This is a genomic window from Pseudomonas allii (genome assembly GCF_055380095.1).
In genome coordinates this window covers 5,697,878-5,721,669 of the sequence record NZ_AP039450.1, presented here as the reverse complement: position 1 = coordinate 5,721,669, position 23,792 = coordinate 5,697,878, and the positions used below count along the sequence as shown (strand labels likewise).

General features: G+C 60.5%; 20 protein-coding genes. 12 read left to right on the top strand and 8 right to left on the bottom strand.

What is annotated here, in order from left to right; genetic code table 11:
- Both cydB and ACZ445_RS26185 read left to right on the top strand, forming a co-directional pair.
- Complete coding sequence (gene cydB / locus ACZ445_RS26190; RefSeq protein ID WP_058427711.1) at positions 1-1,008, top strand: cytochrome d ubiquinol oxidase subunit II; 1,008 nt, start codon at positions 1-3, stop codon at positions 1,006-1,008.
- Between the two features lie 12 nt (positions 1,009-1,020).
- Positions 1,021-1,188, top strand: a complete 168-nt coding sequence (locus tag ACZ445_RS26185; protein WP_010206690.1) for a DUF2474 domain-containing protein — start codon at positions 1,021-1,023, stop codon at positions 1,186-1,188.
- Between the two features lie 66 nt (positions 1,189-1,254).
- Here ACZ445_RS26185 and ACZ445_RS26180 read toward each other — a convergent pair whose 3' ends face one another.
- Positions 1,255-2,379 carry a methyltransferase gene (locus ACZ445_RS26180; RefSeq protein WP_058427710.1) on the bottom strand — a complete coding sequence of 375 codons (1,125 nt, stop codon included), beginning with the start codon at positions 2,377-2,379 and terminating at the stop codon, positions 1,255-1,257.
- A gap of 160 nt (positions 2,380-2,539) precedes the next feature.
- On the bottom strand, positions 2,540-3,250 hold the full coding sequence (locus ACZ445_RS26175; protein WP_058427709.1) for a helix-turn-helix transcriptional regulator: 711 nt from the start codon (positions 3,248-3,250) through the stop codon (positions 2,540-2,542).
- Positions 3,251-3,632: 382 nt separating this feature from the next.
- Between ACZ445_RS26175 and ACZ445_RS26170 the strand changes: the two genes are divergently transcribed.
- Entirely contained in the window at positions 3,633-4,409 is a 777-nt protein-coding gene (locus ACZ445_RS26170; RefSeq protein ID WP_058427708.1) for a ferredoxin--NADP reductase, read from the top strand.
- A 45-nt stretch (positions 4,410-4,454) separates the two neighbouring features.
- Here the strand turns inward: ACZ445_RS26170 and mscL are convergent, their stop codons facing one another.
- Positions 4,455-4,871, bottom strand: a complete 417-nt coding sequence (gene mscL / locus ACZ445_RS26165; RefSeq protein WP_017737414.1) for a large-conductance mechanosensitive channel protein MscL — start codon at positions 4,869-4,871, stop codon at positions 4,455-4,457.
- A 287-nt stretch (positions 4,872-5,158) separates the two neighbouring features.
- Between mscL and katB the strand changes: the two genes are divergently transcribed.
- From katB to ACZ445_RS26145, 4 genes are read left to right on the top strand one after another with little or no spacing between them, the layout of a single operon-like run.
- Positions 5,159-6,700, top strand: a complete 1,542-nt coding sequence (gene katB, locus ACZ445_RS26160) for a catalase KatB (RefSeq protein WP_058427707.1) — start codon at positions 5,159-5,161, stop codon at positions 6,698-6,700.
- Between the two features lie 58 nt (positions 6,701-6,758).
- A complete protein-coding gene (locus ACZ445_RS26155; RefSeq protein WP_058427706.1) occupies positions 6,759-7,298 on the top strand; it encodes an ankyrin repeat domain-containing protein in 540 nt (179 codons plus the stop codon).
- A 35-nt stretch (positions 7,299-7,333) separates the two neighbouring features.
- Complete coding sequence (gene radA / locus ACZ445_RS26150) at positions 7,334-8,701, top strand: DNA repair protein RadA (RefSeq protein WP_058427705.1); 1,368 nt, start codon at positions 7,334-7,336, stop codon at positions 8,699-8,701.
- Between the two features lie 7 nt (positions 8,702-8,708).
- Entirely contained in the window at positions 8,709-9,443 is a 735-nt protein-coding gene (locus ACZ445_RS26145) for a hypothetical protein (RefSeq protein ID WP_464707748.1), read from the top strand.
- Between the two features lie 4 nt (positions 9,444-9,447).
- Here ACZ445_RS26145 and ACZ445_RS26140 read toward each other — a convergent pair whose 3' ends face one another.
- Complete coding sequence (locus ACZ445_RS26140) at positions 9,448-9,816, bottom strand: PilZ domain-containing protein (RefSeq protein ID WP_058427704.1); 369 nt, start codon at positions 9,814-9,816, stop codon at positions 9,448-9,450.
- Between the two features lie 174 nt (positions 9,817-9,990).
- On the opposite strand from ACZ445_RS26140, the gene ACZ445_RS26135 reads away from it, so the two are divergent.
- From ACZ445_RS26135 to yjiA, 3 genes are all read left to right on the top strand, one after another.
- Positions 9,991-12,057 carry a carbon starvation CstA family protein gene (locus ACZ445_RS26135; protein ID WP_058427703.1) on the top strand — a complete coding sequence of 689 codons (2,067 nt, stop codon included), beginning with the start codon at positions 9,991-9,993 and terminating at the stop codon, positions 12,055-12,057.
- 15 nt (positions 12,058-12,072) lie between these two features.
- Positions 12,073-12,270 (top strand): YbdD/YjiX family protein, encoded by a 198-nt coding sequence (locus tag ACZ445_RS26130; protein WP_003194308.1) that lies wholly within the window; start codon positions 12,073-12,075, stop codon positions 12,268-12,270.
- 134 nt (positions 12,271-12,404) lie between these two features.
- The gene (gene yjiA / locus ACZ445_RS26125) at positions 12,405-13,364 is read left to right on the top strand and encodes a GTPase (RefSeq protein WP_058427702.1); all 960 of its coding nucleotides are present in this window, start codon (positions 12,405-12,407) and stop codon (positions 13,362-13,364) included.
- A gap of 183 nt (positions 13,365-13,547) precedes the next feature.
- Here yjiA and glyA read toward each other — a convergent pair whose 3' ends face one another.
- A complete protein-coding gene (gene glyA, locus ACZ445_RS26120; protein WP_058427701.1) occupies positions 13,548-14,801 on the bottom strand; it encodes a serine hydroxymethyltransferase in 1,254 nt (417 codons plus the stop codon).
- A gap of 230 nt (positions 14,802-15,031) precedes the next feature.
- A complete protein-coding gene (locus ACZ445_RS26115; protein WP_464707746.1) occupies positions 15,032-18,883 on the bottom strand; it encodes a sensor domain-containing protein in 3,852 nt (1,283 codons plus the stop codon).
- 287 nt (positions 18,884-19,170) lie between these two features.
- On the opposite strand from ACZ445_RS26115, the gene ettA reads away from it, so the two are divergent.
- A complete protein-coding gene (gene ettA / locus ACZ445_RS26110; protein ID WP_071493613.1) occupies positions 19,171-20,835 on the top strand; it encodes an energy-dependent translational throttle protein EttA in 1,665 nt (554 codons plus the stop codon).
- Between the two features lie 269 nt (positions 20,836-21,104).
- Entirely contained in the window at positions 21,105-22,442 is a 1,338-nt protein-coding gene (gene gdhA / locus ACZ445_RS26105) for an NADP-specific glutamate dehydrogenase (RefSeq protein WP_058427698.1), read from the top strand.
- Here gdhA and ACZ445_RS26100 read toward each other — a convergent pair.
- Together ACZ445_RS26100 and ACZ445_RS26095 are read right to left on the bottom strand one after the other, a co-directional pair.
- Positions 22,439-22,927, bottom strand: a complete 489-nt coding sequence (locus tag ACZ445_RS26100) for a GreA/GreB family elongation factor (RefSeq protein ID WP_058427697.1) — start codon at positions 22,925-22,927, stop codon at positions 22,439-22,441. The two genes, gdhA and ACZ445_RS26100, sit on opposite strands and share 4 nt — an antisense overlap.
- A gap of 96 nt (positions 22,928-23,023) precedes the next feature.
- Entirely contained in the window at positions 23,024-23,380 is a 357-nt protein-coding gene (locus tag ACZ445_RS26095) for a hypothetical protein (protein ID WP_058427696.1), read from the bottom strand.
- Between the last annotated feature and the right edge of the window lie 412 nt (positions 23,381-23,792).

Genomic DNA, 23,792 nt, shown 5'->3' with positions numbered 1-23,792 from the left:
ATGGGTATTGATCTTCCGCTGATCTGGGCCGTGATCATCATCTTCGGCATCATGATGTACGTGGTCATGGACGGTTTCGACCTGGGTATCGGCATCCTGTTTCCGTTTATCCCGGGCAAGACCGACCGTGACGTGATGATGAACACCGTGGCCCCGGTGTGGGACGGTAACGAAACCTGGCTGGTACTCGGTGGCGCGGCGTTGTTCGGCGCGTTCCCGCTGGCCTATTCGGTGGTGTTGTCGGCGCTGTACCTGCCGCTGATCCTGATGCTGATCGGGCTGATCTTCCGCGGCGTGGCCTTCGAATTCCGCTTCAAGGCCAAGGACCACAAGCGTCACCTGTGGGACAAGGCATTCATTGGCGGCTCGCTGGCGGCAACGTTCTTCCAGGGCGTGGCGCTGGGCGCGTTCATCGACGGCATTCCGGTGGTGAATCGCCAGTTTGCCGGCGGTTCGCTGGACTGGCTCACGCCGTTCACGATGTTCTGCGGCGTGGCGCTGATCGTGGCTTATGCGTTGCTCGGCTGCACCTGGCTGATCATGAAGACCGAAGGCTCGTTGCAGGAAAAGATGCACAACCTGGCGCGGCCCCTGGCCTTCGTGGTGCTGGCGGTAATCGGCATCGTGAGCATCTGGACGCCGCTGACGCACCCGGAAATCGCCTCGCGCTGGTTCACCCTGCCGAACCTGTTCTGGTTCCTGCCAGTGCCGATCCTGGTGTTGGTGACCATGTACGGGCTGATCCGCGCGGTGGCACGTAATGCACACTACACGCCGTTCCTGCTGACGCTGGTGCTGATCTTCCTGGGCTACAGCGGCTTGGGTATCAGCCTGTGGCCGAACATCATCCCGCCGTCAGTCTCAATTTGGGATGCTGCCGCGCCGCCGCAGAGCCAAGGCTTCATGCTAGTGGGTACGCTGTTCATTATCCCGTTCATCCTGGGCTATACCTTCTGGAGCTATTACGTGTTCCGCGGCAAGGTCACCCACGAAGACGGTTATCACTAGGAGGGTCGTTCCATGTCCGGCAAACCTTCGTTGCACGAGATTGAACAGGCCGAGAAGCAGCCGTTGTGGCGGCGCCTGGGGTGGCTGGCGATGATCTGGACTGGCAGTGTGCTGGCCCTGTTCGTTGTGGCCAGCCTGATGCGCATGTTTATGAATGCGGCCGGCCTGACCACCCACTGATATCCCGATCCGGGCTTTGCGGCCCGGCTTTCCAGCCCTGCTTTTTGCGAGAGAAGCAGGGTTTTTTTATTTGCGGGCCTTGAGGATCACGAACTTCGGCGTGGTGGCGACTTGCTCAACACCCCGGAACAGGCGTGCCAGCTTGGTGTGATAACCCAAATGCCGGTTGCCGACTATATAGAGGGCGCCGCCCACCACCAGCGCTTCCCGTGCCTGTTGGAACATGCGCCAGGCGAGGAAATCACCGACCACCTGCTGTTGGTGGAACGGCGGGTTGCACAGCACCACGTCCAGGGATTGTGGTTCTTGCCCGGCCAGGCCGTCGGCCGCACGCACCACCACATCACGCTCACCGAGGGCGGCTTGCCAGTTCTCCAGTGCCGACTGCACGGCCATGTAGGACTCGTCCACCAAGGTGTAGTGCGCCTCGGGGTTGTGCAGCGCGCTGGCAATCGCCAGTACGCCGTTGCCGCACCCCAGGTCCGCGACGCGGGCGCTGCCCAGGTTTTTCGGCAGGTGGGGCAGGAACGCGCGGGTGCCGATGTCCAGGTTTTCACGGCAGAACACGTTGGCGTGGTTCAGCAGCTCGATCGCCGGAGTGTCCAGGGCGTAGCGGGTGGGGTAGGGCGAGACGGCAACGGGGCGATCTTCAGCGGTGGCGATCAGCAATCGTGCCTTTTTTACCGCGAGCGATGCGTGCATCGGGCCAATGTAACGCTCCAGCAACTCGCCCGCCGCCCGTGGCAAATGCTTGATCATCGCCCCGGCGATCACCTCGGCACACGGTGCCAGTTGGCCTTGCAAGCGGATCAGCTGTTCTTCCAGCAAGGCCAGGGTTTTCGGGACGCGGATCAACACGCGGTCGAATGGCCCGGTGGGGAGGTGGCTGGCCGGGATGAACGGAACAGCGTCAAACGCCTTGCCATTGCGCACCAGGTTTTTTTCCAGGCCTTGCGCCGCCAGGAACGAGTCGCCACTGGAGGTCACCTGCACCTGGCCCTGAAGGCTGGCCGCAAGGGCGCCGAAGCTGTCATTGAGCACCAGCACCCGGGTGTGCGCGGCCAGCTGCTGTTCGGCCAAGTGGCTGAGCAGGTACTCGTCGGCGGCATCGAAGGCTTGCAGCGGATCGTTGTGTTGCTCTGGCTGGCGGATCAGATCGAGCTGGGCAAAGGGGCTTTCGAGCAGGGGCATGGCAGGGGAGGCTCTGGGTAAACGATGGGTGTTCGACTCTGGCGGCCGAACCGTCTGAGTGCACTGCGGGCGATACCCCGGAGGGGCCGCTCAGCACTCAGAATGGGCGGTAAATGTTACGTTTTTTTCAGCCGGATTACATGCGGTGTTTCTTGGCCGGTTAAATAATCCCTTCCTGCGCGGCGCGAAGCACGGCGGCGATCTTGTTGTTGACCCCCAGTTTCTTGAGGCAACTGCACACATGAAAACCCACCGTACGCTCGGACAAGCAAAGAATGGCAGCGATATCCGCCGCAGTCTTGCCCTTGCCTGACCACATAAGGACTTCCGTTTCCCGAGGGGTCAATTTGTTGGCAGGGTTGATGCTGGGTTTTTCGGCAAACTTATGCGCCAGTACGGCATGCATGGCGTGACAGAGCCATAGCACCATTCCCGCTTTTTCATACAGCTCTTCCGGGTTGATATCGCCCTGGCTGCGGCTTAGGGTCAGCATGCTGAATACACCTCGAAAATCATGCACGCTGATGGTCAACGCATTGTGTACACCCAGGGTTTGGGCCAAAGACCAAAGGCTGGGCAGGTTTTCGAACGTTTCTTTCCTCCAGACAAGGGGTAATACACCCTCCTTACAATGCTTCACTACGGGGTCTACATCGAAGTAGTGCGCTTGGGCGTACACGTTTGTCCATTCACTTGGATAGTTTGTATGTTCTATGGGGTTGCTTTGGCTCTTGGTGTGTTGAGAACTCATCTTGAAGGAACAGTATTGGAAGCCGAGTTCGAAGGCCTTGTTGATGGTCATTTCAAATACGCTGGTGACCTCGTTCTCACCTTCCAGCGTGTGGAGTCGAGTATTGCGCCAGTTAAGCATGGGTAAATCTCCATGGATTTTCCGTGACTTGGGGTACGTCCTTAACCCCCATAGCTGCACGAAAATCAGTGTAGGACACGGACTACATGGAGAGAGGAAAATTTTGTTCTTGGGTAGCAAGCTTTAAGAATGTTTACGCAGGAAGGTGAGTGGGCTAAGCAAGTGGCAAGTTGGAAAGTCGCGATTTATTAGAAGCTTGAAGCTTCTGTAACAATCAACTAACAGCGCATTTATGAAGTGGCTTAAAGGGCTAATAGCGAATTGATTAGCGGTGCAATTAAGTTGCCATCACTGCGTGCATCGCATGATGCCACTACCTATCGTGGGTGTTTCCGCACGCGACTTTGAGCGACACTAGGGCACCTGTAGAACGGAGCCCCCCATGACGGCCAGTGCTGAGAAATTTACCCGCCAGACCTTGCTCGGCGTGCAATCGCTGACCCCTAGCCTGTTTACCCTGCGCACCACTCGCGACCCGGGCTTTCGTTTTACGGCGGGCCAGTTTGTGCGACTGGGAGTCACCAAGGCGGATGGCAGCACGGTATGGCGTGCGTATTCCTTGGTGTCCTCGCCGTTTGATGAGCACTTGGACTTCTTCTCGATTGTCGTCCCGGACGGTGAGTTCACCAGCGAGCTGAGCCGCCTGCGAGTGGGCGATACCTTGATGGTGGAGCGCCAGGCCACGGGGTTCCTGACCTTGAACCGCTTCGTCGACGGCCGAGATCTGTGGATGCTGGGCACCGGCACCGGGGTGGCACCGTTTTTGTCGATCCTGCAGGACTTCGAGGTCTGGGAGAAATTCGAACGCATCATCCTGGTGTACAGCGCACGCGAAGCCAAAGAGTTGGCTTACCAAGCGCTGATCAACACGTTGGGCGAACGCGAGTACCTGGCCGAATACGCGCACAAGTTCACCTACATCCCCATCGTCACGCGTGAGCAACATGCGGGTGCTTTGAATGGGCGCATCACCACGTTGATTGAAAACGGCGAGTTGGAACGCGCGGCGGGCGTCGAACTGACCCCGGAGCATTCCCGCGTGCTGATTTGCGGCAACCCGCAGATGGTCGATGACACGCGGCAGTTGCTCAAGCAGCGTGATATGAACCTGAGCTTGAGTCGACGGCCCGGCCAGGTGGCGGTGGAAAACTACTGGTAATAAAAAAGGCGCCTCACACCAGGCGCCTTTTTCATGCCGGCTCGATTAGAGCGGCTTGTCGTTCTGTGCCTTGAGCAGATCGCGGATCTCACCCAGCAACACCTCTTCCTTGGTCGGCGTCGGCGGCAGGCTGGGTGCCACGGCCTCTTCACGCTTGAGGCGGTTGATTGCCTTCACACCCATGAAGATCGCAAACGCGACGATCACAAAGTCGATGACGCTCTGGATGAACTTGCCGTATGCCAGGACCACCGCAGGCACATCGCCTTGGGCGGCCTTGAGCGTTATCGCCAGGTCACCGAAGTCCACGCCACCGATCAACAGACCAATGGGCGGCATCACCACGTCGCCTACAAACGAGGAAACAATTTTGCCGAAGGCGGCGCCGATGATAATACCGACGGCCATGTCGACCACATTACCTTTGACCGCGAAGGCCTTGAACTCACTGATCACGCCCATAGGTTATTCCTTGTTACAGATGAGAAGGGTGGCACCTAGTGTAAGTCAGTCGTAGAGGGCTTGCCTGAAACAACTGCTGACACTGTTAGCTTTTATCGACACATTAAAACGCAATTAGTTTGCAAAGTGCCATCAATCGCGCGCGAAATACTCGCCAAAACAGCCACTTACCAGATTATTTTATCAATCGGGTTGGTACGGCTTTTCTATTTATCTTCTGACTCGCGGGTCACTAGCCTCTGGCAAGCACAACTGAATGTGCACTAAAAAAACCAGAGGAAACCTCGATGAACAACCCAATGAGCCGCGGGCCTGTTACAGCCCGATCCGCGCTGGTACTGGTGACCGCCAGCCTGCTTTCCCTGTCTGTACACGCCGCCAACCTGACCCGCGATAACGGTGCCGCCGTCGGTGACAACCAGAACTCGCAAACCGCCGGCGCCAATGGCCCGGTGCTACTCCAGGACGTGCAGTTGATTCAGAAATTGCAGCGTTTCGACCGCGAACGTATCCCCGAGCGCGTCGTACACGCCCGTGGCACCGGCGCCCACGGCACCTTTACCGTCACTGACGGCCTCAGTGACCTGACCAAGGCCAAGGTGTTCGCGGCCGGCGAGGCGACGCCGGTGTTCGTGCGCTTCTCCGCCGTGGTCCACGGCAACCACTCCCCGGAAACCCTGCGTGACCCACGCGGTTTCGCCACCAAGTTCTACACCGCCGAAGGCAATTGGGATTTGGTGGGCAACAACTTCCCGACATTCTTCATCCGTGATGCCATCAAGTTCCCGGACATGGTCCACGCGTTCAAGCCAGACCCGCGTACCAACCTGGATGACGACTCGCGTCGCTTCGACTTCTTCTCCCACGTGCCCGAAGCCACCCGCACGCTGACCGAGCTGTACTCCGACTCCGGCACCCCGGCCAGTTATCGGGAGATGGACGGCAACGGCGTGCATGCCTACAAGCTGATCAACGCCAAGGGTGAAGTGCACTACGTCAAGTTCCACTGGAAAAGCCTGCAAGGCATCAAGAACCTCGATCCCAAGCAGGTCACCGAAGTGCAGGGCCGCGACTACAGCCACATGACCAACGACCTGGTCACCCACATCAACAAGGGCGACTTCCCCAAGTGGGACCTGTACGTGCAGGTGCTCAAGCCTGAAGACCTGGCCAAGTTCGATTTCGACCCGCTGGACGCCACCAAGATCTGGCCGGATGTACCCGAGCGCAAAGTCGGACAAATGGTGCTGAACCGCAACCCGGCCAATGTGTTCCAGGAAACCGAGCAGGTGGCCATGGCCCCGGCCAACCTGGTGCCGGGCATCGAGCCGTCGGAAGATCGCCTGCTGCAAGGCCGGGTGTTCTCCTACGCCGATACCCAGATGTACCGCCTGGGTGCCAATGCCCTGCAGCTGCCGATCAACGCCCCACGGGTGACCGTCAACAACGGCAACCAGGACGGCGCGATGAACTTCGGCAAGACCACCACCGGAGTGAACTACCAGCCAAGCCGCCTGTTGCCACGGGAAGAACCGCAAACCGCACGCTACAGCCAGTCGGCGCTGTCAGGCAGCACTCAGCAGGCGAAGATCCAGCGTGAGCAGAACTTCAAGCAGGCGGGTGACTTGTACCGCTCCTACAGCAAGAAAGAGCGTCAGGACTTGATCGAAAACTTCGGTGGCTCGCTGGCCACCACCGACGACGAGAGCAAGCACATCATCCTGTCGTTCCTCTACAAAGCCGACCCCGAATACGGCACCGGCGTGGCCAAGGTGGCCAAGGGTGACCTGGCGCGCGTGAAGGCGCTGGCGGAAAAACTGACCGACTGATCCGTTGGTTACGGTCGACGCCCCGATACGGGCGTCGACCCCTGGCAGGAGAACAACCATGCGAATTTCTATCGGCTTGCTGATGACCATGCTGGCCTTTGTCGCCCATGCCGAGACTCCCGACCCGGTAGCGCTCAAGGCCCAGTTGCAGGACTACTACTTCGACGCCGCCCGCCGTGGCGACCTCGACATGCTCAACACCTTCATTGATGCCGGCTACAGCCTCAACTCCCAGGACGACAAGGGCTATACCGCGCTGATCCTTGCCGCCTACCACGGCCAGGGGCCGTTCGTGGAACGCCTGCTCACTGCCGGTGCCGACGCCTGCGTGCAGGACAAACGCGGCAACACCGCACTGATGGGGGCGATTTTCAAAGGCGAACTGAAGATTGCCCAGCGCCTGCTCGCCACCGACTGCAACCCCGACCAACGCAACGGCGCCGGGCAGACAGCGGCTATGTACGCCGGGCTGTTCAAGCGTGTCGAGTTGCTGGATGAACTCAAGGCCAAGGGGGCTGATCTCAACGCCGAGGACCCGGTCGGCAACAGTGCTTCACGCTTGGCCAGTGGTGAAATCCGGACCCCGGCGTCGCGCTGAGCTATCATCGCGGTTTTTCGGTTGGAGGTTCTCAAATGGCAAAGGCCAAGCGCATGTACGGCTGCACGGAGTGCGGCGCGACCTTTCCCAAGTGGGCTGGCCAGTGCACCGAGTGCGGTGCGTGGAACACCCTGACTGAAACCATGATCGAGAGCGGCGGTGCGGCGGCCCCCACCGGCCGTGCCGGCTGGACCGGGCAGCAGGCGCAGATCAAGACCCTGGCTGAAGTCAGCGTCGAAGAGATCCCGCGTTTTTCCACCGCTTCCGGCGAGCTGGACCGCGTCTTGGGCGGCGGCCTGGTGGACGGCTCGGTGGTGCTGATCGGCGGTGACCCGGGCATCGGCAAATCGACGATTTTGCTGCAAACCCTGTGCAGCATCGCCAGCCGCATGCCGGCGCTGTACGTCACCGGCGAAGAATCCCAGCAGCAAGTGGCCATGCGCGCGCGCCGCCTGGGGTTGCCTCAGGACCAATTGCGGGTCATGACCGAAACCTGCATCGAAAGCATCATCGCCACGGCCCGTATCGAAAAGCCCAAGGTCATGGTGATCGACTCGATCCAGACCATTTTCACCGAGCAGTTGCAATCGGCGCCGGGCGGCGTGTCCCAGGTGCGCGAGAGCGCGGCGCTGCTGGTGCGGTATGCCAAGCAGAGTGGCACGGCGATCTTCCTGGTCGGCCACGTCACCAAAGAAGGCGCGCTGGCCGGGCCTCGGGTGCTGGAGCATATGGTCGACACGGTGCTGTATTTCGAAGGTGAATCGGATGGCCGCCTGCGTTTGCTGCGGGCGGTGAAGAACCGCTTTGGGGCGGTAAACGAATTGGGCGTGTTCGCCATGACCGACCGGGGACTGAAAGAGGTCTCCAACCCGTCAGCGATCTTTCTGACCCGTGCCCAGGAAGAAGTCCCGGGCAGCGTGGTGATGGCAACGTGGGAAGGCACCCGCCCGATGCTGGTGGAAGTGCAGGCGTTGGTGGATGACAGCCACCTGGCCAACCCGCGCCGCGTGACCCTGGGCCTGGATCAGAACCGGTTGGCGATGTTGCTGGCGGTATTGCACCGGCATGGCGGCATTCCGACCCACGACCAGGACGTGTTCCTCAACGTTGTGGGCGGGGTCAAGGTGCTGGAGACAGCGTCCGACCTGGCGTTGATGGCGGCGGTCATGTCGAGCTTGCGCAATAAACCGCTGCCTCACGACCTGCTGGTGTTTGGCGAGGTCGGCCTGTCGGGCGAAGTGCGCCCGGTACCGAGTGGTCAGGAACGGTTGAAAGAAGCGGCCAAGCACGGCTTTAAACGCGCAATCGTGCCCAAGGGCAATGCGCCGAAAGAGTCGCCGCCAGGCATAAAAATTATTGGGGTCACGCGCCTGGAGCAGGCGCTGGATGCACTGTTCGAATAAATCAGGGATGAATGCCATGCAACCATCGAAATGCTGGGGCGCAGTCGCCCTGTTTGTCGCCTTGGCCGGGTTGCCCGCTTTGGCGTGGGCCGAGTTGCCCGCCGGTTATCGTCTGGCGCAAAAGCTGGCAACGGATGACGGCAGCGTTCTACAGGTGCTCGAAGACCAGCGCATCAGCGCTCAGTTGCACAAGGGCAGTTGGGGCAATGGCCTGGATGAGGACTCGTTCGACGAGCCCGGCGACCTGGTGGAAAAACCGTTGCTGGAAGCCCAGGTGCGCTTAGTGTCGGCCTCCGGCGACGTGATCGCCCATGAATACCTCGGTTACCCGTTGGCCGAGGTCAAGAAAGCCCCGCTCAAGGGTTTGCCGGAGACGGTGTATTTCCTGGTCATCGACCAGACCGCGCCGATGGGCAGCTACAGCGGCCCGGCCACGCAGTTATTAATGCCCGCCAAGCAACAACTCAAACCGATGGACTACACAGGCACCGACGGCAAGGTCAAGCCACTGACCCTGGCCCAGACCGGCAAGGCCGCCTGGCAGGCGGCGACGCCAACCGCGGGCGGGGCGGATGAATTGCTGCAAGTGTCGTCCTTCATGGACGGTGATGGGGACGAAGACTTTGCCACCCGTTACACCACCTACCGTTTTGCCGATGGCCTCTGGCAGGCCGCGTCGACTCAGAAAGCCGGCTTCTGGGAGTCGGAAAGCGACTTTCCGGCGCGTACGGCATTTCCCTGAGTCGTCACACTTCCAGCAAGGCGGCCAACTCTCGGTGCAGCTCATCCTCATCACCCAGGTTCAACTCGATCAACCGCCGCAAGTGGCTGATCGAGTCCAGGTCGATGTGCTGACACACAAAACCCAGTTGCCCAGGATCCTCATGGGTCAGTCGCACCTGCATCTTTATATGCGCCTTGGGATCCAGGCGGATGTCGACGTCGAACGGCAGCGCCTTGTTGCCCTTCCAGTCTTCCGGCCGTTGCACCAGCAGGCCTTTTAGCGACAGATCCACCAATTGCACAGGCCATTCGCGGCCGTTTTGCCTAATTTCGGTCTTGGCATCAAAGGCGATGCGGCGGAAACGACGGCGGTCAGACGGTTGCTCGGTCATGGTGAAGCCCTCCGGGGATAGGGGGATTGTAGCCGTGCGTCATTATTGGCCCAGGTTTTCTGCTTTTTTTGTCCGCAGAAGGCTCTAGACCAACGTAGGGGGGTGGCCTTTAAGTCCAGTAGCGCTAAACTCCGGATGGCTGTCCTTTCTGTCCACCCTGGCTGGAATACAAAAATGAAAAATAATAATAGCCTGCTACGCCACCTACCCTGGCTGGTGCTGGCAATCGTAGGAGCGTGCGCCCTGGGCGTAGTGGCCTTGCGCCGCGGCGAGGCGATCAACGCCTTGTGGATTGTGGTCGCTGCTGTGGCCATCTATCTGGTTGCGTACCGCTACTACAGTCTGTTCATCGCTAATAATGTGATGCAGCTCGATCCACGGCGGGCCACCCCCGCAGTGCTCAACAACGATGGTCTGGACTATGTGCCGACCAACAAACACATCCTTTTCGGTCACCACTTTGCGGCGATTGCCGGTGCAGGCCCGCTGGTCGGCCCGGTACTGGCGGCGCAAATGGGTTACCTGCCCGGCACGCTCTGGCTGATTGCCGGCGTGGTGCTGGCCGGTGCGGTGCAGGACTTCATGGTCCTGTTCCTGTCCACCCGTCGCAATGGCCGCTCCCTGGGGGACATGGTTCGCGAAGAGATGGGCCGCATCCCGGGGACCATCGCGCTGTTCGGCTGCTTCCTGATCATGATCATCATCCTCGCGGTGCTGGCGCTGATCGTGGTCAAGGCGCTGGCCGAGAGCCCATGGGGCATTTTCACGGTGATGGCGACCATCCCGATCGCGATGTTCATGGGCATCTACATGCGCTACATCCGCCCGGGCCGCATTGGTGAAATCTCGATCATCGGCGTGCTGTTGCTGCTGGGTTCGATCTGGCTGGGCGGGCAGATTGCCGCTGATCCGGTCTGGGCCAAGGCCTTCACCTTTACCGGCATTCAAATTACCTGGATGCTGATCGGCTACGGTTTCGTCGCCGCTGTTCTGCCGGTGTGGCTGATCCTGGCACCGCGTGACTATCTCTCCACCTTCCTGAAAATCGGCACCATCATTGCCCTGGCGATCGGCATCCTGGTCACCATGCCAGAGCTGAAAATGCCGGCCCTGACCCAGTTCATCGACGGCACCGGCCCGGTGTGGAAGGGCGGCCTGTTCCCGTTCCTGTTCATCACCATTGCCTGTGGTGCGGTCTCGGGTTTCCATGCGCTGATCTCCTCGGGCACCACGCCCAAGCTGCTGGACAACGAAACCAACGCCCGCTACATCGGTTACGGCGGCATGCTGATGGAGTCGTTCGTGGCCATCATGGCGATGGTCGCCGCGTCGGTGATCGAACCTGGCGTGTACTTCGCCATGAACAGCCCGGCCGCCGTGGTCGGTGGTGATGTGGTTGCCGTGGCGCAAACCGTCAGCAGCTGGGGTTTTGCGATCACGCCTGAGGCGCTGCAAGCCGTGGCCCATGACATCGGTGAGACCACCATCCTGGCCCGTGCCGGTGGTGCACCGACCCTGGCGGTCGGTATCGCACAGATCCTGCACAGCGTACTGCCGGGTGAAAACACCATGGCGTTCTGGTACCACTTTGCGATCCTGTTCGAAGCCCTGTTCATCCTCACGGCGGTAGACGCCGGTACCCGTGCCGGTCGCTTCATGCTGCAGGACCTGCTGGGCTCGTTCGTGCCGGCGCTGAAACGCACCGAGTCGTGGACCGCCAACCTGATCGCAACCGCCGGTTGCGTGGCGATGTGGGGTTACCTGCTGTATCAAGGCGTGATCGACCCACTGGGCGGCATCAACACCTTGTGGCCGCTGTTCGGTATCTCCAACCAGATGCTGGCGGGTATCGCGCTGATGCTGGCTACCGTTGTGCTGATCAAAATGAAACGCCAACGCTACATCTGGGTGACCATGCTGCCGGCTGTCTGGCTGCTGATCTGCACCACCACGGCGGGCTTCATCAAGCTGTTCGACGCGAACCCGGCGATCGGCTTCCTCTCCCTGGCGAAGAAGTACAGCGATGCATTGGCCAACGGCCAGATCCTGGCCCCGGCCAAGAGCATCGATCAGATGCAGCACGTGATCTACAACGCCTACACCAACGCAACGCTGACGGCGCTGTTCCTGTTCGTGGTGTTCAGCATCCTGTTCTATGCGCTCAAGGTCGGCGTCGCCGCCTGGGGCAACAAAGAGCGTACGGATAAAGAAGCCCCGTTCCAGGCTGTACCGGACGCGTAATCGAGGGTTGCAACCATGTTCAATGACATCAGTCGCCTCGGTAAATACCTCGGTCAGGCCGCGCGCCTGATGGTCGGCATGCCCGACTACGACACCTACGTCGAGCATATGCAAACCAAACACCCGGACAAGCCGGTGATGGACTACAAGGCGTTCTTCCGGGAGCGCCAGGAAGCCCGTTACGGCGGCAAGGGTGGGCCCAAGTGCTGTTGAGTTAACGCAATATCCCTGTGGGAGGGGGCTTGCTCCCGATAGTGATGTGTCAGTGAAAGATAAGTGCCTGACACACTGCTATCGGGGGCAAGCCCCCTCCCACATTTGTTTTATGTTTCTTCAAGGAGAATTCTTTGTCCTCTCCCATCCCGGTAACGATCCTCAGCGGCTTCCTCGGCGCCGGCAAGACCACCTTGCTGCGCCACCTGCTCAAAGCCGAGCACGGCCTGAAAATCGCCGTGATCGAAAACGAATTCAGTGACGCCGGTATCGACACCCAGCTGTTGGGCGCAGAACCGGTGCAAGTCATGACCCTGTCCAACGGCTGCGTGTGCTGCACCATCCACACCGACCTGACCAAGGCCCTGTACCTGCTGCTCGAGCGCCTGGACAGCGGCGAGATCGCCTTCGACCGCCTAGTGATCGAGTGCACCGGCCTGGCCGACCCGGCGCCGGTGGCCCAGACCTTTTTCATCGACGAGGAATTGCGTGAGCGCTACATCCTCGACGGCATCATCACCCTGGTGGACGCGGCCCACGCCGAGCACCACCTGACCCAGACCATTGCCCAGGCCCAGATCGGCTTTGCCGACCGTCTGCTGGTGAGCAAGCGCGACCTGGTGGATGACGTCACCTTCGAGGCACTCAGTGAGCGCCTGACCCGCATCAACCGGCGTGCGCCGATTCGTGTGGTCGACCATGGCAATATCGACCTGGCCGAATTGCTCGATGTGCGCGGCTTCAACCTCAACGCGGGCATGAGCCTGCGCCCGGTGCGCGCCGCGCCGTCCCTCGACCGTATTTCCAGCTTGGTGCTGCGCACCGACCAGCCGCTGGATATCGATCGACTCAGTGAGTTCATGAACGAACTGCTGGAAGACCACGGCAAACAACTGCTGCGCTACAAGGGCGTGCTGAACATTGCCGGGGAAGACCGGCGCATGGTGTTCCAGGGCGTGCTGAAGCTGTACGGCTTTGATTGGGACACGGAGTGGGAGGAGGGTGAGGCACGGGAGAGTGTGATCGTGTTTATTGCCGACGAGTTGCCCGAAGACAAGATTCGCGAAGGTTTTGCCAAGGTCTACCAACCCTGACTTGAAACACAATCAAATGTGGGAGGGGGCTTGCCCCCGATGAGGGTGTGTCAGTAGATAACTCTGTGACTGACACACTGCTATCGGGGGCAAGCCCCCTCCCACAATTAACTGTATTTCAAACTGGAATTGGCATAAAAAAGCCCGGCTCTTCAGCCGGGCTTCTTATTCAAGCAACTGCAATCAAGCGCCGTACACCGGCAGCTTCTTGCAGATGGCCTTGACCTTCTCACGTACCGCGTCGATCACGGCTTCGTTGTTCAGGTCTGCCAGGATGTCGCAGATCCAGCCAGCCAGTTCCTTGCACTCTGCTTCCTTGAAGCCACGAGTGGTCACCGCCGGGGTGCCGAAGCGCAGGCCGGAAGTGACGAACGGCGAACGTGGGTCGTTCGGTACGGAGTTCTTGTTCACGGTGATGAAGGCTTTGCCCAGGGCAGCGTCAGCATCTTTACCGGAAATGTCCTGCTTGATCAGCGACAGCAGGAACAGGTGGTTCTCGGTACCGCCAGACACTACGTCAAAGCCGCGCTCGATGAACACGCTGGCCATGGCCTGGGCGTTCTTGACCACTTGTTGCTGGTAGGTCTTGAACTCAGGCTGCAGCGCTTCCTTGAAGCAGATCGCTTTGGCGGCGATCACGTGCTCCAGCGGGCCACCCTGGGCGCCTGGGAAGACAGCGGAGTTCAGCTTCTTCTCGATGTCGGCGTTGGCGCGAGCCAGGATCAGGCCGCCACGTGGACCGCGCAGGGTCTTGTGGGTGGTGGTGGTCACGACGTCAGCGAAAGGCACCGGGTTCGGGTAGACGCCAGCGGCGACCAGACCGGCCACGTGGGCCATGTCGACGAACAGGTACGCACCCACCTTGTCAGCGATGGCGCGGAAGCGTGGGAAGTCCAGGATCTGCGAGTAGGCAGAGAAACCGGCCACGATCATTTTTGGCTTGTGTTCAACCGCCAGGCGCTCGACTTCGTCGTAGTCGATCAGGCCGTTGGCATCGATACCGTATTGAACGGCGTTGTACAGCTTGCCGGAGGAGGAAACGCTGGCGCCGTGGGTCAGGTGACCGCCGTGGGCCAGGCTCATGCCCAGGATGGTGTCGCCGCCTTGCAGCAGGGCCAGGTACACGGCGCTGTTGGCTTGGGAACCGGCGTGTGGCTGGACGTTGGCGTAATCGGCGCCGAACAGTTCCTTGGCACGGTCGATGGCCAGTTGCTCAACCACGTCGACGTACTCGCAACCACCGTAGTAGCGCTTGCCTGGGTAGCCTTCGGCGTACTTGTTGGTCAGAACCGAGCCTTGAGCCTCCATCACCGCAGGGCTGGTGTAGTTTTCCGAAGCGATCAGCTCAATGTGCTCTTCCTGGCGCACGGCTTCTTGCTCCATGGCGGCGAAGAGATCGGCGTCGTACTTGGCAATAGTCAAATCACGGCTGAACATGGCGGTCCTCAAGGATCGGGGGCAGAAAAGGAGGGCATTCTAACCCAATGGGTTTTAGATGGCATATGAAAGGACATCATGTCGCGGACAAGTGGGGCTCATCTGGGGATAGGCGGTGGCTGTGAGTGCCTGATCGGTGGCAAGCCCCCTCCCACAGTTGAATGTGTTCGCAGATCAGAATGTGGGAGGGGGCTTGCCCCCGATGAGGCCTGTAGCCTCACCGCAGAATTTCAGTCGAACATGAACAGCGCATCATTGCTGAACTGCGCCTCGAACCGATTCGCCGGCATCGGCCGTCCAAACAGATAGCCCTGCACTTCATCACAGCCATGCTCACGCAGGAAATCCAGCTGCTCATGGGTTTCCACACCCTCGGCGATCACCGCCAGGTTCAGGCTGTGGGCCATGGCGATAATGGCGCGGGCGATCTGCGCGTCCTGTTCGCCGGAAGGCAGGCCGTCGACGAAGGTACGGTCGATCTTCAGCACGTCGATGGGGAACTGCTTGAGGTAGTTGAGCGACGAGTAACCGGTGCCAAAGTCGTCGACCGCAATGCTCAGGCCCAGGTTCTTCAGGCTGTCGAGGATCTGCATGGCCTCGTTGACCTCACGCATCAGGATACTTTCGGTCAACTCCAGCTCCAGGCACGCCGGCGGCAAGCCGGTGTCTTTGAGGATGGTGGCGATGCGCGTACCCAACTGGCCGTCGGAGAATTGCCGCGCCGAGATGTTCACCGAGACTTTCGGCACGCGCACCTTGTTCTGGTGCCAGGTCTTGAGCTGGCGGCAGGCCTCGCTGATTACCCAGTCGCCCACATCCACCACCAGGCCCAACTCTTCCAGCACCGGGATGAAGTCCCCCGGCGGCACCAGGCCGCGGCGCGGATGACGCCAGCGCAGCAGGGCTTCGGCGCCGGTCAGGCGTTTGCCGTCGCCGCTGAACTGCGGTTGGTAATAGAGCACGAATTCGTTCTGCTCCAGCGCATGGCGCAGATCGCTTTCCAGCTCCAGGCGTTCCAGGGCGCTGGCGTTCATGTCGGCCTGGTAGAACTGGAAGTTGTTCTTGCCGCGTTCCTTGGCGTGATACATCGCCGTGTCGGCGTTTTTCATCAACTGGCTCAGTTCGTTGCCGTCCTGCGGGCTCAGGGCGATACCGATACTGGCGGTCACAAAGAACTCACGGCCCTCCAGCACGAAGGGTTTCACCAGGCTGGCGAGGATCTGCTCGGCCACATGAATCGCGCGGTTGAGTGCCATGTCACGGTTGACCCGTGGTTGCAGGAGCAAGGTGAACTCGTCGCCGCCCATGCGCGCCACGGTGTCGTCTTCGGCGACGCAGCCCAGCAGGCGGGTGGCCATCTCCTTGAGCATGCGGTCGCCGGCGGCGTGGCCCAGGGAGTCGTTGATCGGCTTGAAGCGGTCGAGGTCGAGGAACATCAGCACCACCCACGACTTCTGCCGTTCCGCCGACTGCAGCGCGGTGTGCAGGCGGTCCTGGAACAGCGTGCGGTTGGGCAGGTGGGTCAGGGCGTCGTAGTAGGCCAGGCGGTGGATGCGCTGTTCGCTGGCCTTGCGCTCGCTGATGTCACTGAAAAAGCATACATAGCTGGCCAGGTCACCTTCATCGTCGAACACGGCAGTAATGCCGACCCACGCCGGGTAATGCTCGCCATTGCGACGCTTTAGCCACACTTCGCCTTCCCAGGTGCTGTGCTGGTGCAACTGCTTGAGCACGTAGCGCAGGTGGGCTTCCTGTTGTTCGTCGACGGTGAGCATGTTCGGCAACTGGTCGAGCACATCGCTGACCGCATAGCCGCTGACCCGGCTGAACGCCTCGTTGGCCTGCACGATATAGCCGGCGGGGTCAGTGATCAGGATCGCTGAGGTTGAGTGTTCGAAGACCGTGGCCGCCATGCGCAGGTCTTTCTCGGCGCGGCGTTGCTGGCTGATATCGCGGCCCACCCCAAGGATGCCCTCGAAAGCGCCGTGTTCGTCCCACACCAGCACCAGGCGCAGCTCGATCGGCACCTTGCGGCCGTCGGCGCGCAGACAGTCGAACAGGAACAGCTGGGTCTGGATCTCATCACGCAGCCTGTTCAGTGCCTCGGGGTCGCCCAGCGCGCGGCTGACCTGTTCCATCAGGCTGTAAATGCCGGTCAGTTGCTGTGGATTGGCGATGATCGATTGCCAACCGTTCTTGAACACCCAGTCCACGTCATAGCCGAGCACGGCGTTGACCGATGGGCTGATGTAGTTGAGGGCCAACTGGCTGTCGGTGGAGCAGATCACGTCGCTGATGCTTTCAGCCAGCATGCGGTAGCGTTGTTCGCTGTCGCGCAGGGATTCGCTGGCTTCGATCTGGTCGGTAATGTCCTTGGCTACGCCGATGATGCGGGTGATCTGCGCGGTCTTGTCCCGCGCCAGGGCTTGTTCGCGAATATCGAAGCGTCGCCATTCGTTATTGCGGTGACGGAAGCGCAACTGGCATTGCAGTTGGGTGGTGTAGCCGACCTGGCGCTGTTGCTGGCGCAAGTCGTGGTAATGCTCGGCGTCTTCGGGGTGCAGCAGGATTTCCCAGAAGTACTCGCCCATTTGCTGCAATTCGGCCTTGTTATAGCCGAGGGTGTGGCCCAGGTGGTGGTTGCTGAAAATCATGCGCTGGCTGATCACATCCTGCACATACAGGTGGTCGGGCACGGTGCGCACCACGTCCGACCAGAAACTCTCGCGTTCCACCAGCGACAGTTCGATCAGCTTGCGGCTGGTGATATCGCTGATGCTGAGGATCACCGCCTTGAAATCGTCCTGCTGCTCGGGCAGACGCATCACCAGCCACAGGTATTGATCGTTGCCGGCCACGTCCTTGAGCTGGATTTCCAGCTCCAACTGGCTTTGTTGGGTTAGGACGGCTTCGAGAATCTGGTAACCGATGGACGTAGCGTTGCGTGGGCAGTCATCGATCAGGCGCTCCCAGGCCTGTTCGCAGGAACCCACGTTCAGCAGGCTGACCGCCACCTGGTTGACCTCGGTGACGCGCAGTTCCTTGAGCAGTTGCTGGCGCTCGCCGGAGTTGTCCTGCAGCCAGGCGTGCAGTTGCTCGCGGGTTTCCAACCGAGTCTTGTCGAAGAACGCATTCAGCCCCGACAGGTCCAGCACGCAGAGGGCAACGCCGGTGCCTTCGAAAATATCCTGGTAGCGTCGACGGCCTTCATGCACCTGGCGCTGACGGCGGCGCATGTTCAGCAGCACGATCACCGGGATCAACGAGAACGCCAGGCCCAGCAGGCATTTGCCGATGAAGGCCGGCAGCAGTTGCTCCAGCACGGCGCTGCGGTCGAACAGCCCGCGCAATTGCCAGTCGCTTTTGCTCAGGGGGGTGACCAGCACGCTTTTGTTCAATTCGTCCGGGGTCAGCGCCGAGGCCCACTGCGCGGGCATGCCACTGTCACGGCTGACCACGCGATGGTTGAGGCGGTTTTCGATGGCCCACATCGGGCGTTGGCCCTGGCCGTCCTGGCGGGTGAGGTTGGTCAGGTAGTTGGGCGCCAGGCGCAGCGCCCAATACATCCGTGAGCCGCCGCTGGGCTGGTGCAACAAGAGATAGATGAGGGTGCCGTCGTTGCTGTTGCTCAGGTAATAGGACTGGCCGTGGCTGCGTTGCACCAGTTCTTCGAGCCAGGCGCTGTCCTGGCTGTCAGTGGCGCTGTCACTGATCATTGCGCCGCTGGGGGCAAGCAGGGCGATGCTGCGCAGTTCCGGCAACGAACGTTGCAAGGTCCGCATCAAGGCCTGTTGCTGTTCGCTGTCACGCGGCGGCTCGACCATCGGCAGCAGGTTCAGGGCGATCTTTGCGCTGAGGGCCATGTTCAGGCTGATCTGTTCAGCCAGGTCGGCGCTGTAGTCGATGGTGTATTGCTGCTGGTTCTTCTGGTTTTGCTGCAGTTGGTCCAGAAGTTGCCAGAACAATAACGCGAGCAGCATGAGGACAAGCGTCGCCAATGCGCCTTTGAGGGTGCCGTGCAGGGGCGCTCCCGGCGCGATATGAGCGGCGCGCAGGGGAGTTGGCGGCGTGACTTTGGACAAGCTGTGATCCTGCGGTTTGGCTGGACTGGCGCGCGACGTGCACTATAAGCCGGACGCCCGGAGGGCGGCTAGCATGCCTTGACTTGTGGCAAAGTGCCAGCCCTTGCCTGGCTGGACTGACCAAGCGCATTCAGGTAGCTTTGCCGGTTACGCGGGGGCGTTCCAGCCCCAGATATTCAGGCTTTATACCGCACGCAGGCATTGATGATAGTCAACGGCCCGCGCCGCGCATGGCCTGGCACGGGCTTCGTCCGCTTAATTCATCAGTCACTGACGCTAGGTTCTCCATGGCTCAATACGTCTTCACCATGCATCGGCTGGGCAAAGTTGTCCCCCCGAAGCGGGAAATCCTGAAAAACATTTCGCTGTCCTTTTTCCCAGGCGCCAAGATCGGCGTACTCGGCCTCAACGGTTCGGGTAAATCCACGCTGCTGAAAATCATGGCCGGCGTCGACACCGAGTTCGAAGGCGAAGCCCGCCCGATGCCAGATCTGAACATCGGCTACCTGCCGCAAGAGCCGATCCTGGACCCGACCAAGACCGTGCGTGAAGTGGTCGAAGAGGCCGTCAGCGTAATCAAGAACGCCCAGGCACGCCTGGACGAGGTCTACGCCGCCTACGCCGAACCGGACGCCGACTTCGACAAACTGGCCGCCGAGCAGGCCAAGCTCGAAGCGATCCTGCAGGCCGGCGACGGCCACAACCTGGAGCGCCAGCTGGAAGTCGCCGCCGACGCGCTGCGCCTGCCGGCGTGGGACGCCAAGGTCGAACACCTGTCCGGTGGCGAGAAGCGCCGCGTGGCCTTGTGCCGTCTGCTGCTATCGGCCCCCGACATGCTGCTGCTCGACGAACCGACCAACCACTTGGATGCCGATTCCGTCGCCTGGCTGGAACACTTCCTTCACGATTTCCCGGGCACCGTGGTTGCGATCACGCACGACCGCTACTTCCTGGACAACGTCGCCGGCTGGATCCTCGAACTCGACCGTGGCGCCGGGATCCCTTACGAGGGCAACTACTCCGGTTGGCTGGAAGCCAAGTCCGACCGTCTGGCTGCCGAATCCAAGCAGCAATCGGCCCACGAAAAGGCCATGAAGGAAGAACTGGAGTGGGTGCGCAAAGGCGCCAAGGCCCGCCAGTCCAAGTCCAAGGCCCGTCTGCAACGCTTTGAAGAAATGCAATCGCAGGAATTCCAGAAGCGTTCGGAAACCAACGAAATCTACATCCCGGCCGGTCCGCGCCTGGGTGACAAGGTCATCGAGTTCAAGAACGTTTCCAAAGGCTATGGCGACCGCGTGCTGATCGACAACCTGTCGTTCTCCATGCCAAAAGGCGCGATCGTCGGCGTAATCGGTGGTAACGGTGCGGGTAAATCCACGCTGTTCCGCATGCTGATGGGCAAGGAAACCCCGGATTCGGGCACCATCGAAGTCGGCGAAACCGTGCAGCTGGCCTGCGTGGACCAGAGCCGCGAAGACCTCGACGGCAGCAAGACTGTGTTCCAGCAGATTTCCGACGGCTCCGACCAGATCCGCATCGGCAACTATGAAATCCCGTCGCGTACCTACGTGGGTCGCTTCAACTTCAAGGGCGGCGACCAGCAAAAATTCGTCAAGGACCTGTCCGGTGGTGAGCGTGGTCGCTTGCACCTGGCCCTGACCCTGAAAGAGGGCGGCAACGTCCTGCTGCTCGACGAACCGTCCAACGACCTCGACGTTGAAACCCTGCGTTCCCTGGAAGAAGCCCTGCTGGACTTCCCGGGTGCTGCCATTGTGATCTCTCACGATCGGTGGTTCCTTGACCGCGTCGCGACGCACATCCTGGCGTACGAAGACGACTCGCAAGCGGTGTTCTTCGAAGGTAACTACACCGAGTACGAAGCGGACCGTAAGAAGCGCCTGGGCGAAGCCGCTGCCCAGCCGCACCGTGTACGGCACAAAAAACTGGCCTGATTCGGGCGGGTGTTATGAAAGAGCGGAGCCTTCGGGCTCCGTTTTTTTTGCCTTCGAATGTGGGAGGGGGCTTGCCCCCGATAGCTGTGTGACTATTGGTGCATCGCTTGAGCTGAAATCCCTGTTTAAGGGCAAAAATGGCCTTTGATTTATATCCAATGCACCATTTAAATTCACAAAGGCGACATTTTGCCCTGTCGCGGTGCGACATGAATTGTTAAAGTCCGGCTCAATCTCATTTAAAAACAATCAATTTGCCGAGACTTTTCATGATCGAATCCGTCGAATCCTTCCTGGCCCGCCTCAAGAAGCGCGACCCCGACCAGCCAGAATTCCACCAGGCCGTAGAAGAAGTCCTACGCAGCCTGTGGCCGTTTCTCGAAGCCAACCCCCACTACCTGACCTCGGGCATCCTGGAGCGCATCTGCGAGCCGGAACGCGCGATTACCTTCCGGGTGTCGTGGGTGGATGATCATGGCAAGGTCCAGGTCAATCGCGGTTTCCGTATCCAGATGAACAGCGCCATCGGCCCTTACAAAGGCGGCTTGCGCTTCCACCCGTCGGTCAACCTGGGCGTGCTGAAATTCCTCGCCTTCGAGCAGACCTTCAAGAACTCTCTGACGTCGCTGCCCATGGGCGGCGGCAAAGGCGGCTCGGACTTTGATCCAAAAGGTAAGAGCGACGCCGAAGTCATGCGCTTCTGCCAGGCCTTCATGAGCGAGCTGTATCGCCATATCGGTGCGGATGTGGACGTGCCGGCCGGCGATATCGGCGTGGGCGCCCGAGAGATCGGCTTCTTGTTCGGCCAGTACAAGCGCTTGAGCAACCAATTTACCTCGGTGCTGACCGGCAAGGGCATGACCTACGGCGGCAGCCTGATCCGCCCGGAAGCCACCGGTTTCGGCTGCGTGTACTTCGCCGAAGAAATGCTCAAGCGCAACAACCAGCGGGTTGAAGGCAAGCGCGTGGCGGTGTCCGGTTCCGGCAACGTGGCGCAATATGCGGCGCGCAAAGTCATGGACCTGGGCGGCAAGGTGATTTCCCTGTCTGATTCCGAAGGCACTCTGTACGCCGAGAGCGGTTTGACTGAGGTGCAATGGTCGGCCCTGCTGGAGCTGAAAAACGTGCAGCGCGGGCGCATCAGCGAACTGGCTTCGCGTTATGGCCTGGAATTCCGCGCCGGTAAAACCCCTTGGGAACTGGCCTGCGATATCGCACTGCCCTGTGCCACCCAGAACGAACTCGACGCTGAGGCCGCCCGTACCCTGCTGCGCAACGGCTGCCTCTGCGTGGCCGAAGGCGCCAATATGCCGACCACCTTGGAGGCTGTGGATATCTTTATCGAGGCCGGCATCCTGTTCGCCCCGGGCAAGGCGTCCAATGCCGGTGGCGTGGCCGTGAGTGGCCTGGAAATGTCGCAGAACGCCATGCGCCTGCTGTGGACCGCCGGTGAAGTGGACAGCAAGCTGCACAACATCATGCAGTCGATCCACCATGCCTGCGTGCACTACGGCGAAGAAAACGGCCGCATCAACTACGTCAAAGGCGCCAACATCGCAGGCTTCGTCAAAGTGGCCGACGCGATGCTGGCCCAAGGCATCGTCTAGGCCTCGGGCTCGATCCGCAGCACTTCGATCAACTGATCGCCGACGGGGCGTTGCCACAGCACCTCGTCGCCGACCTGGGCGCCCAGCAAGGCGCGGCCCAGGGGCGACCCCCAATTGATCAAGCCTGCGCCGGCGTCGGCCTGGTCTTCACCGACCAATTGGATGCGTTGCTGTTCGTCCAGCTCATTGGCGAAGGTCACCCAACTGCCGATCTGCACCTTGTCGGTGGACGTTGCGGGTGCCACCACTTGGGCGCTTTGCACCCGTTGGTTGAAGTAACGCAAATCCCGTTCAAGATCCGCCTGGCGCTGTTTATCGTCTTTGGCGGATTCCAGGCCATATTCGTGCTGCAACTGCGCAACCTTGGCCTGCAACTGCGCCAGCCCTTGCGCGGTAAGGCGGTTGGGTTGCTCGCTGACCTGGCGCTCTACCGGCTGGTCGGCCTGGGCGGCGGCGTTGTCCTCGTTTACAAAAGCTCGGCTCATGACGTTCTCCCTCAATGGAGCTTGGGCCATGATCGCCGCGCAATCGTTCCCATGTTCTGCGTGGGAATGCTGCCCTGGACGCTCTGCGTCCGCTACCTACTGCGAACGATAGGCCCTGGCGGCGTCGCGGTCTTTCTCGTGCTGCCAGGCGCGTTCGCGGTCGTCCCAGTGATTGTCCTTGTAGTCGCGCAGGTCTTCGTTCTCGCGCATGGCCTTGCACTGGCGAAAACCATCCTCCCAGCCCTCGGCGTATTCACGGTCCTTGAGATAACGCGGCACGTTCTTGCGAAACTCCCCGCTGATCACCCCGGCCGCCTGGCGACCGCTGCTGCAACCGTCATCAAAACCATCGGCAAACGCCGGTGGGTAACCCTTGGCCAACAACTCCTGATGGGTCGACTGGCAACCCGCCAACAACACCACTGCACACAGCATTACCGCAGACCGCCACATGGCGTACTCCCTGGCCGTTTCACGGCTGATAGGAGAAGTCTAGTCAGGGGTTTGTTGGGGCGGTGTGAAAGGGAGGTGAGAAAGGTGTTGGGTTAAAGGGCCATCGCCGTAACCTCGGCGAAAAAGAAAAATTGCTTCTGTGGCGAGCGGGCTTGTCCCGCGTTGGGCTGTGTAGCAGCCCCTAAACAGTAAGCTGAGGATCGTCAGGCATACCGCGCTGCTCTTTATTGGGGCTGCTGCGCAGCCCAACGCGGGGCAAGCCCGCTCACCACAGGGTTATCTACGGCTGAAAATATCTCGGTGCGACCGTGACATCAGGACAGCGCAGTGTATTTGAGTCTACGAGAAGCCAATGTGGGAGGAGGTTTGCCTCCGATGGCGGCGTGTCAGTCGATGGGTTCGTGACTGATGC

What these genes read in the sequence shown, in the direction of transcription:
- ACZ445_RS26145 (WP_464707748.1), top strand. Translation starts at nt 8,709, where the DNA reads ATGAATGCCATGCAACCATCGAAATGCTGGGGCGCAGTCGCCCTGTTT.
- ACZ445_RS26180 (WP_058427710.1), bottom strand. Translation starts at nt 2,379, where the DNA reads ATGCCCCTGCTCGAAAGCCCCTTTGCCCAGCTCGATCTGATCCGCCAG.
- ACZ445_RS26095 (WP_058427696.1), bottom strand. Translation starts at nt 23,380, where the DNA reads ATGTGGCGGTCTGCGGTAATGCTGTGTGCAGTGGTGTTGTTGGCGGGT.
- gdhA (WP_058427698.1), top strand. Translation starts at nt 21,105, where the DNA reads ATGATCGAATCCGTCGAATCCTTCCTGGCCCGCCTCAAGAAGCGCGAC.
- ACZ445_RS26135 (WP_058427703.1), top strand. Translation starts at nt 9,991, where the DNA reads ATGAAAAATAATAATAGCCTGCTACGCCACCTACCCTGGCTGGTGCTG.
- ACZ445_RS26170 (WP_058427708.1), top strand. Translation starts at nt 3,633, where the DNA reads ATGACGGCCAGTGCTGAGAAATTTACCCGCCAGACCTTGCTCGGCGTG.
- katB (WP_058427707.1), top strand. Translation starts at nt 5,159, where the DNA reads ATGAACAACCCAATGAGCCGCGGGCCTGTTACAGCCCGATCCGCGCTG.
- glyA (WP_058427701.1), bottom strand. Translation starts at nt 14,801, where the DNA reads ATGTTCAGCCGTGATTTGACTATTGCCAAGTACGACGCCGATCTCTTC.
- ettA (WP_071493613.1), top strand. Translation starts at nt 19,171, where the DNA reads ATGGCTCAATACGTCTTCACCATGCATCGGCTGGGCAAAGTTGTCCCC.
- cydB (WP_058427711.1), top strand. Translation starts at nt 1, where the DNA reads ATGGGTATTGATCTTCCGCTGATCTGGGCCGTGATCATCATCTTCGGC.
- ACZ445_RS26130 (WP_003194308.1), top strand. Translation starts at nt 12,073, where the DNA reads ATGTTCAATGACATCAGTCGCCTCGGTAAATACCTCGGTCAGGCCGCG.
- ACZ445_RS26140 (WP_058427704.1), bottom strand. Translation starts at nt 9,816, where the DNA reads ATGACCGAGCAACCGTCTGACCGCCGTCGTTTCCGCCGCATCGCCTTT.
- mscL (WP_017737414.1), bottom strand. Translation starts at nt 4,871, where the DNA reads ATGGGCGTGATCAGTGAGTTCAAGGCCTTCGCGGTCAAAGGTAATGTG.
- ACZ445_RS26100 (WP_058427697.1), bottom strand. Translation starts at nt 22,927, where the DNA reads ATGAGCCGAGCTTTTGTAAACGAGGACAACGCCGCCGCCCAGGCCGAC.
- ACZ445_RS26175 (WP_058427709.1), bottom strand. Translation starts at nt 3,250, where the DNA reads ATGCTTAACTGGCGCAATACTCGACTCCACACGCTGGAAGGTGAGAAC.
- radA (WP_058427705.1), top strand. Translation starts at nt 7,334, where the DNA reads ATGGCAAAGGCCAAGCGCATGTACGGCTGCACGGAGTGCGGCGCGACC.
- ACZ445_RS26185 (WP_010206690.1), top strand. Translation starts at nt 1,021, where the DNA reads ATGTCCGGCAAACCTTCGTTGCACGAGATTGAACAGGCCGAGAAGCAG.
- ACZ445_RS26155 (WP_058427706.1), top strand. Translation starts at nt 6,759, where the DNA reads ATGCGAATTTCTATCGGCTTGCTGATGACCATGCTGGCCTTTGTCGCC.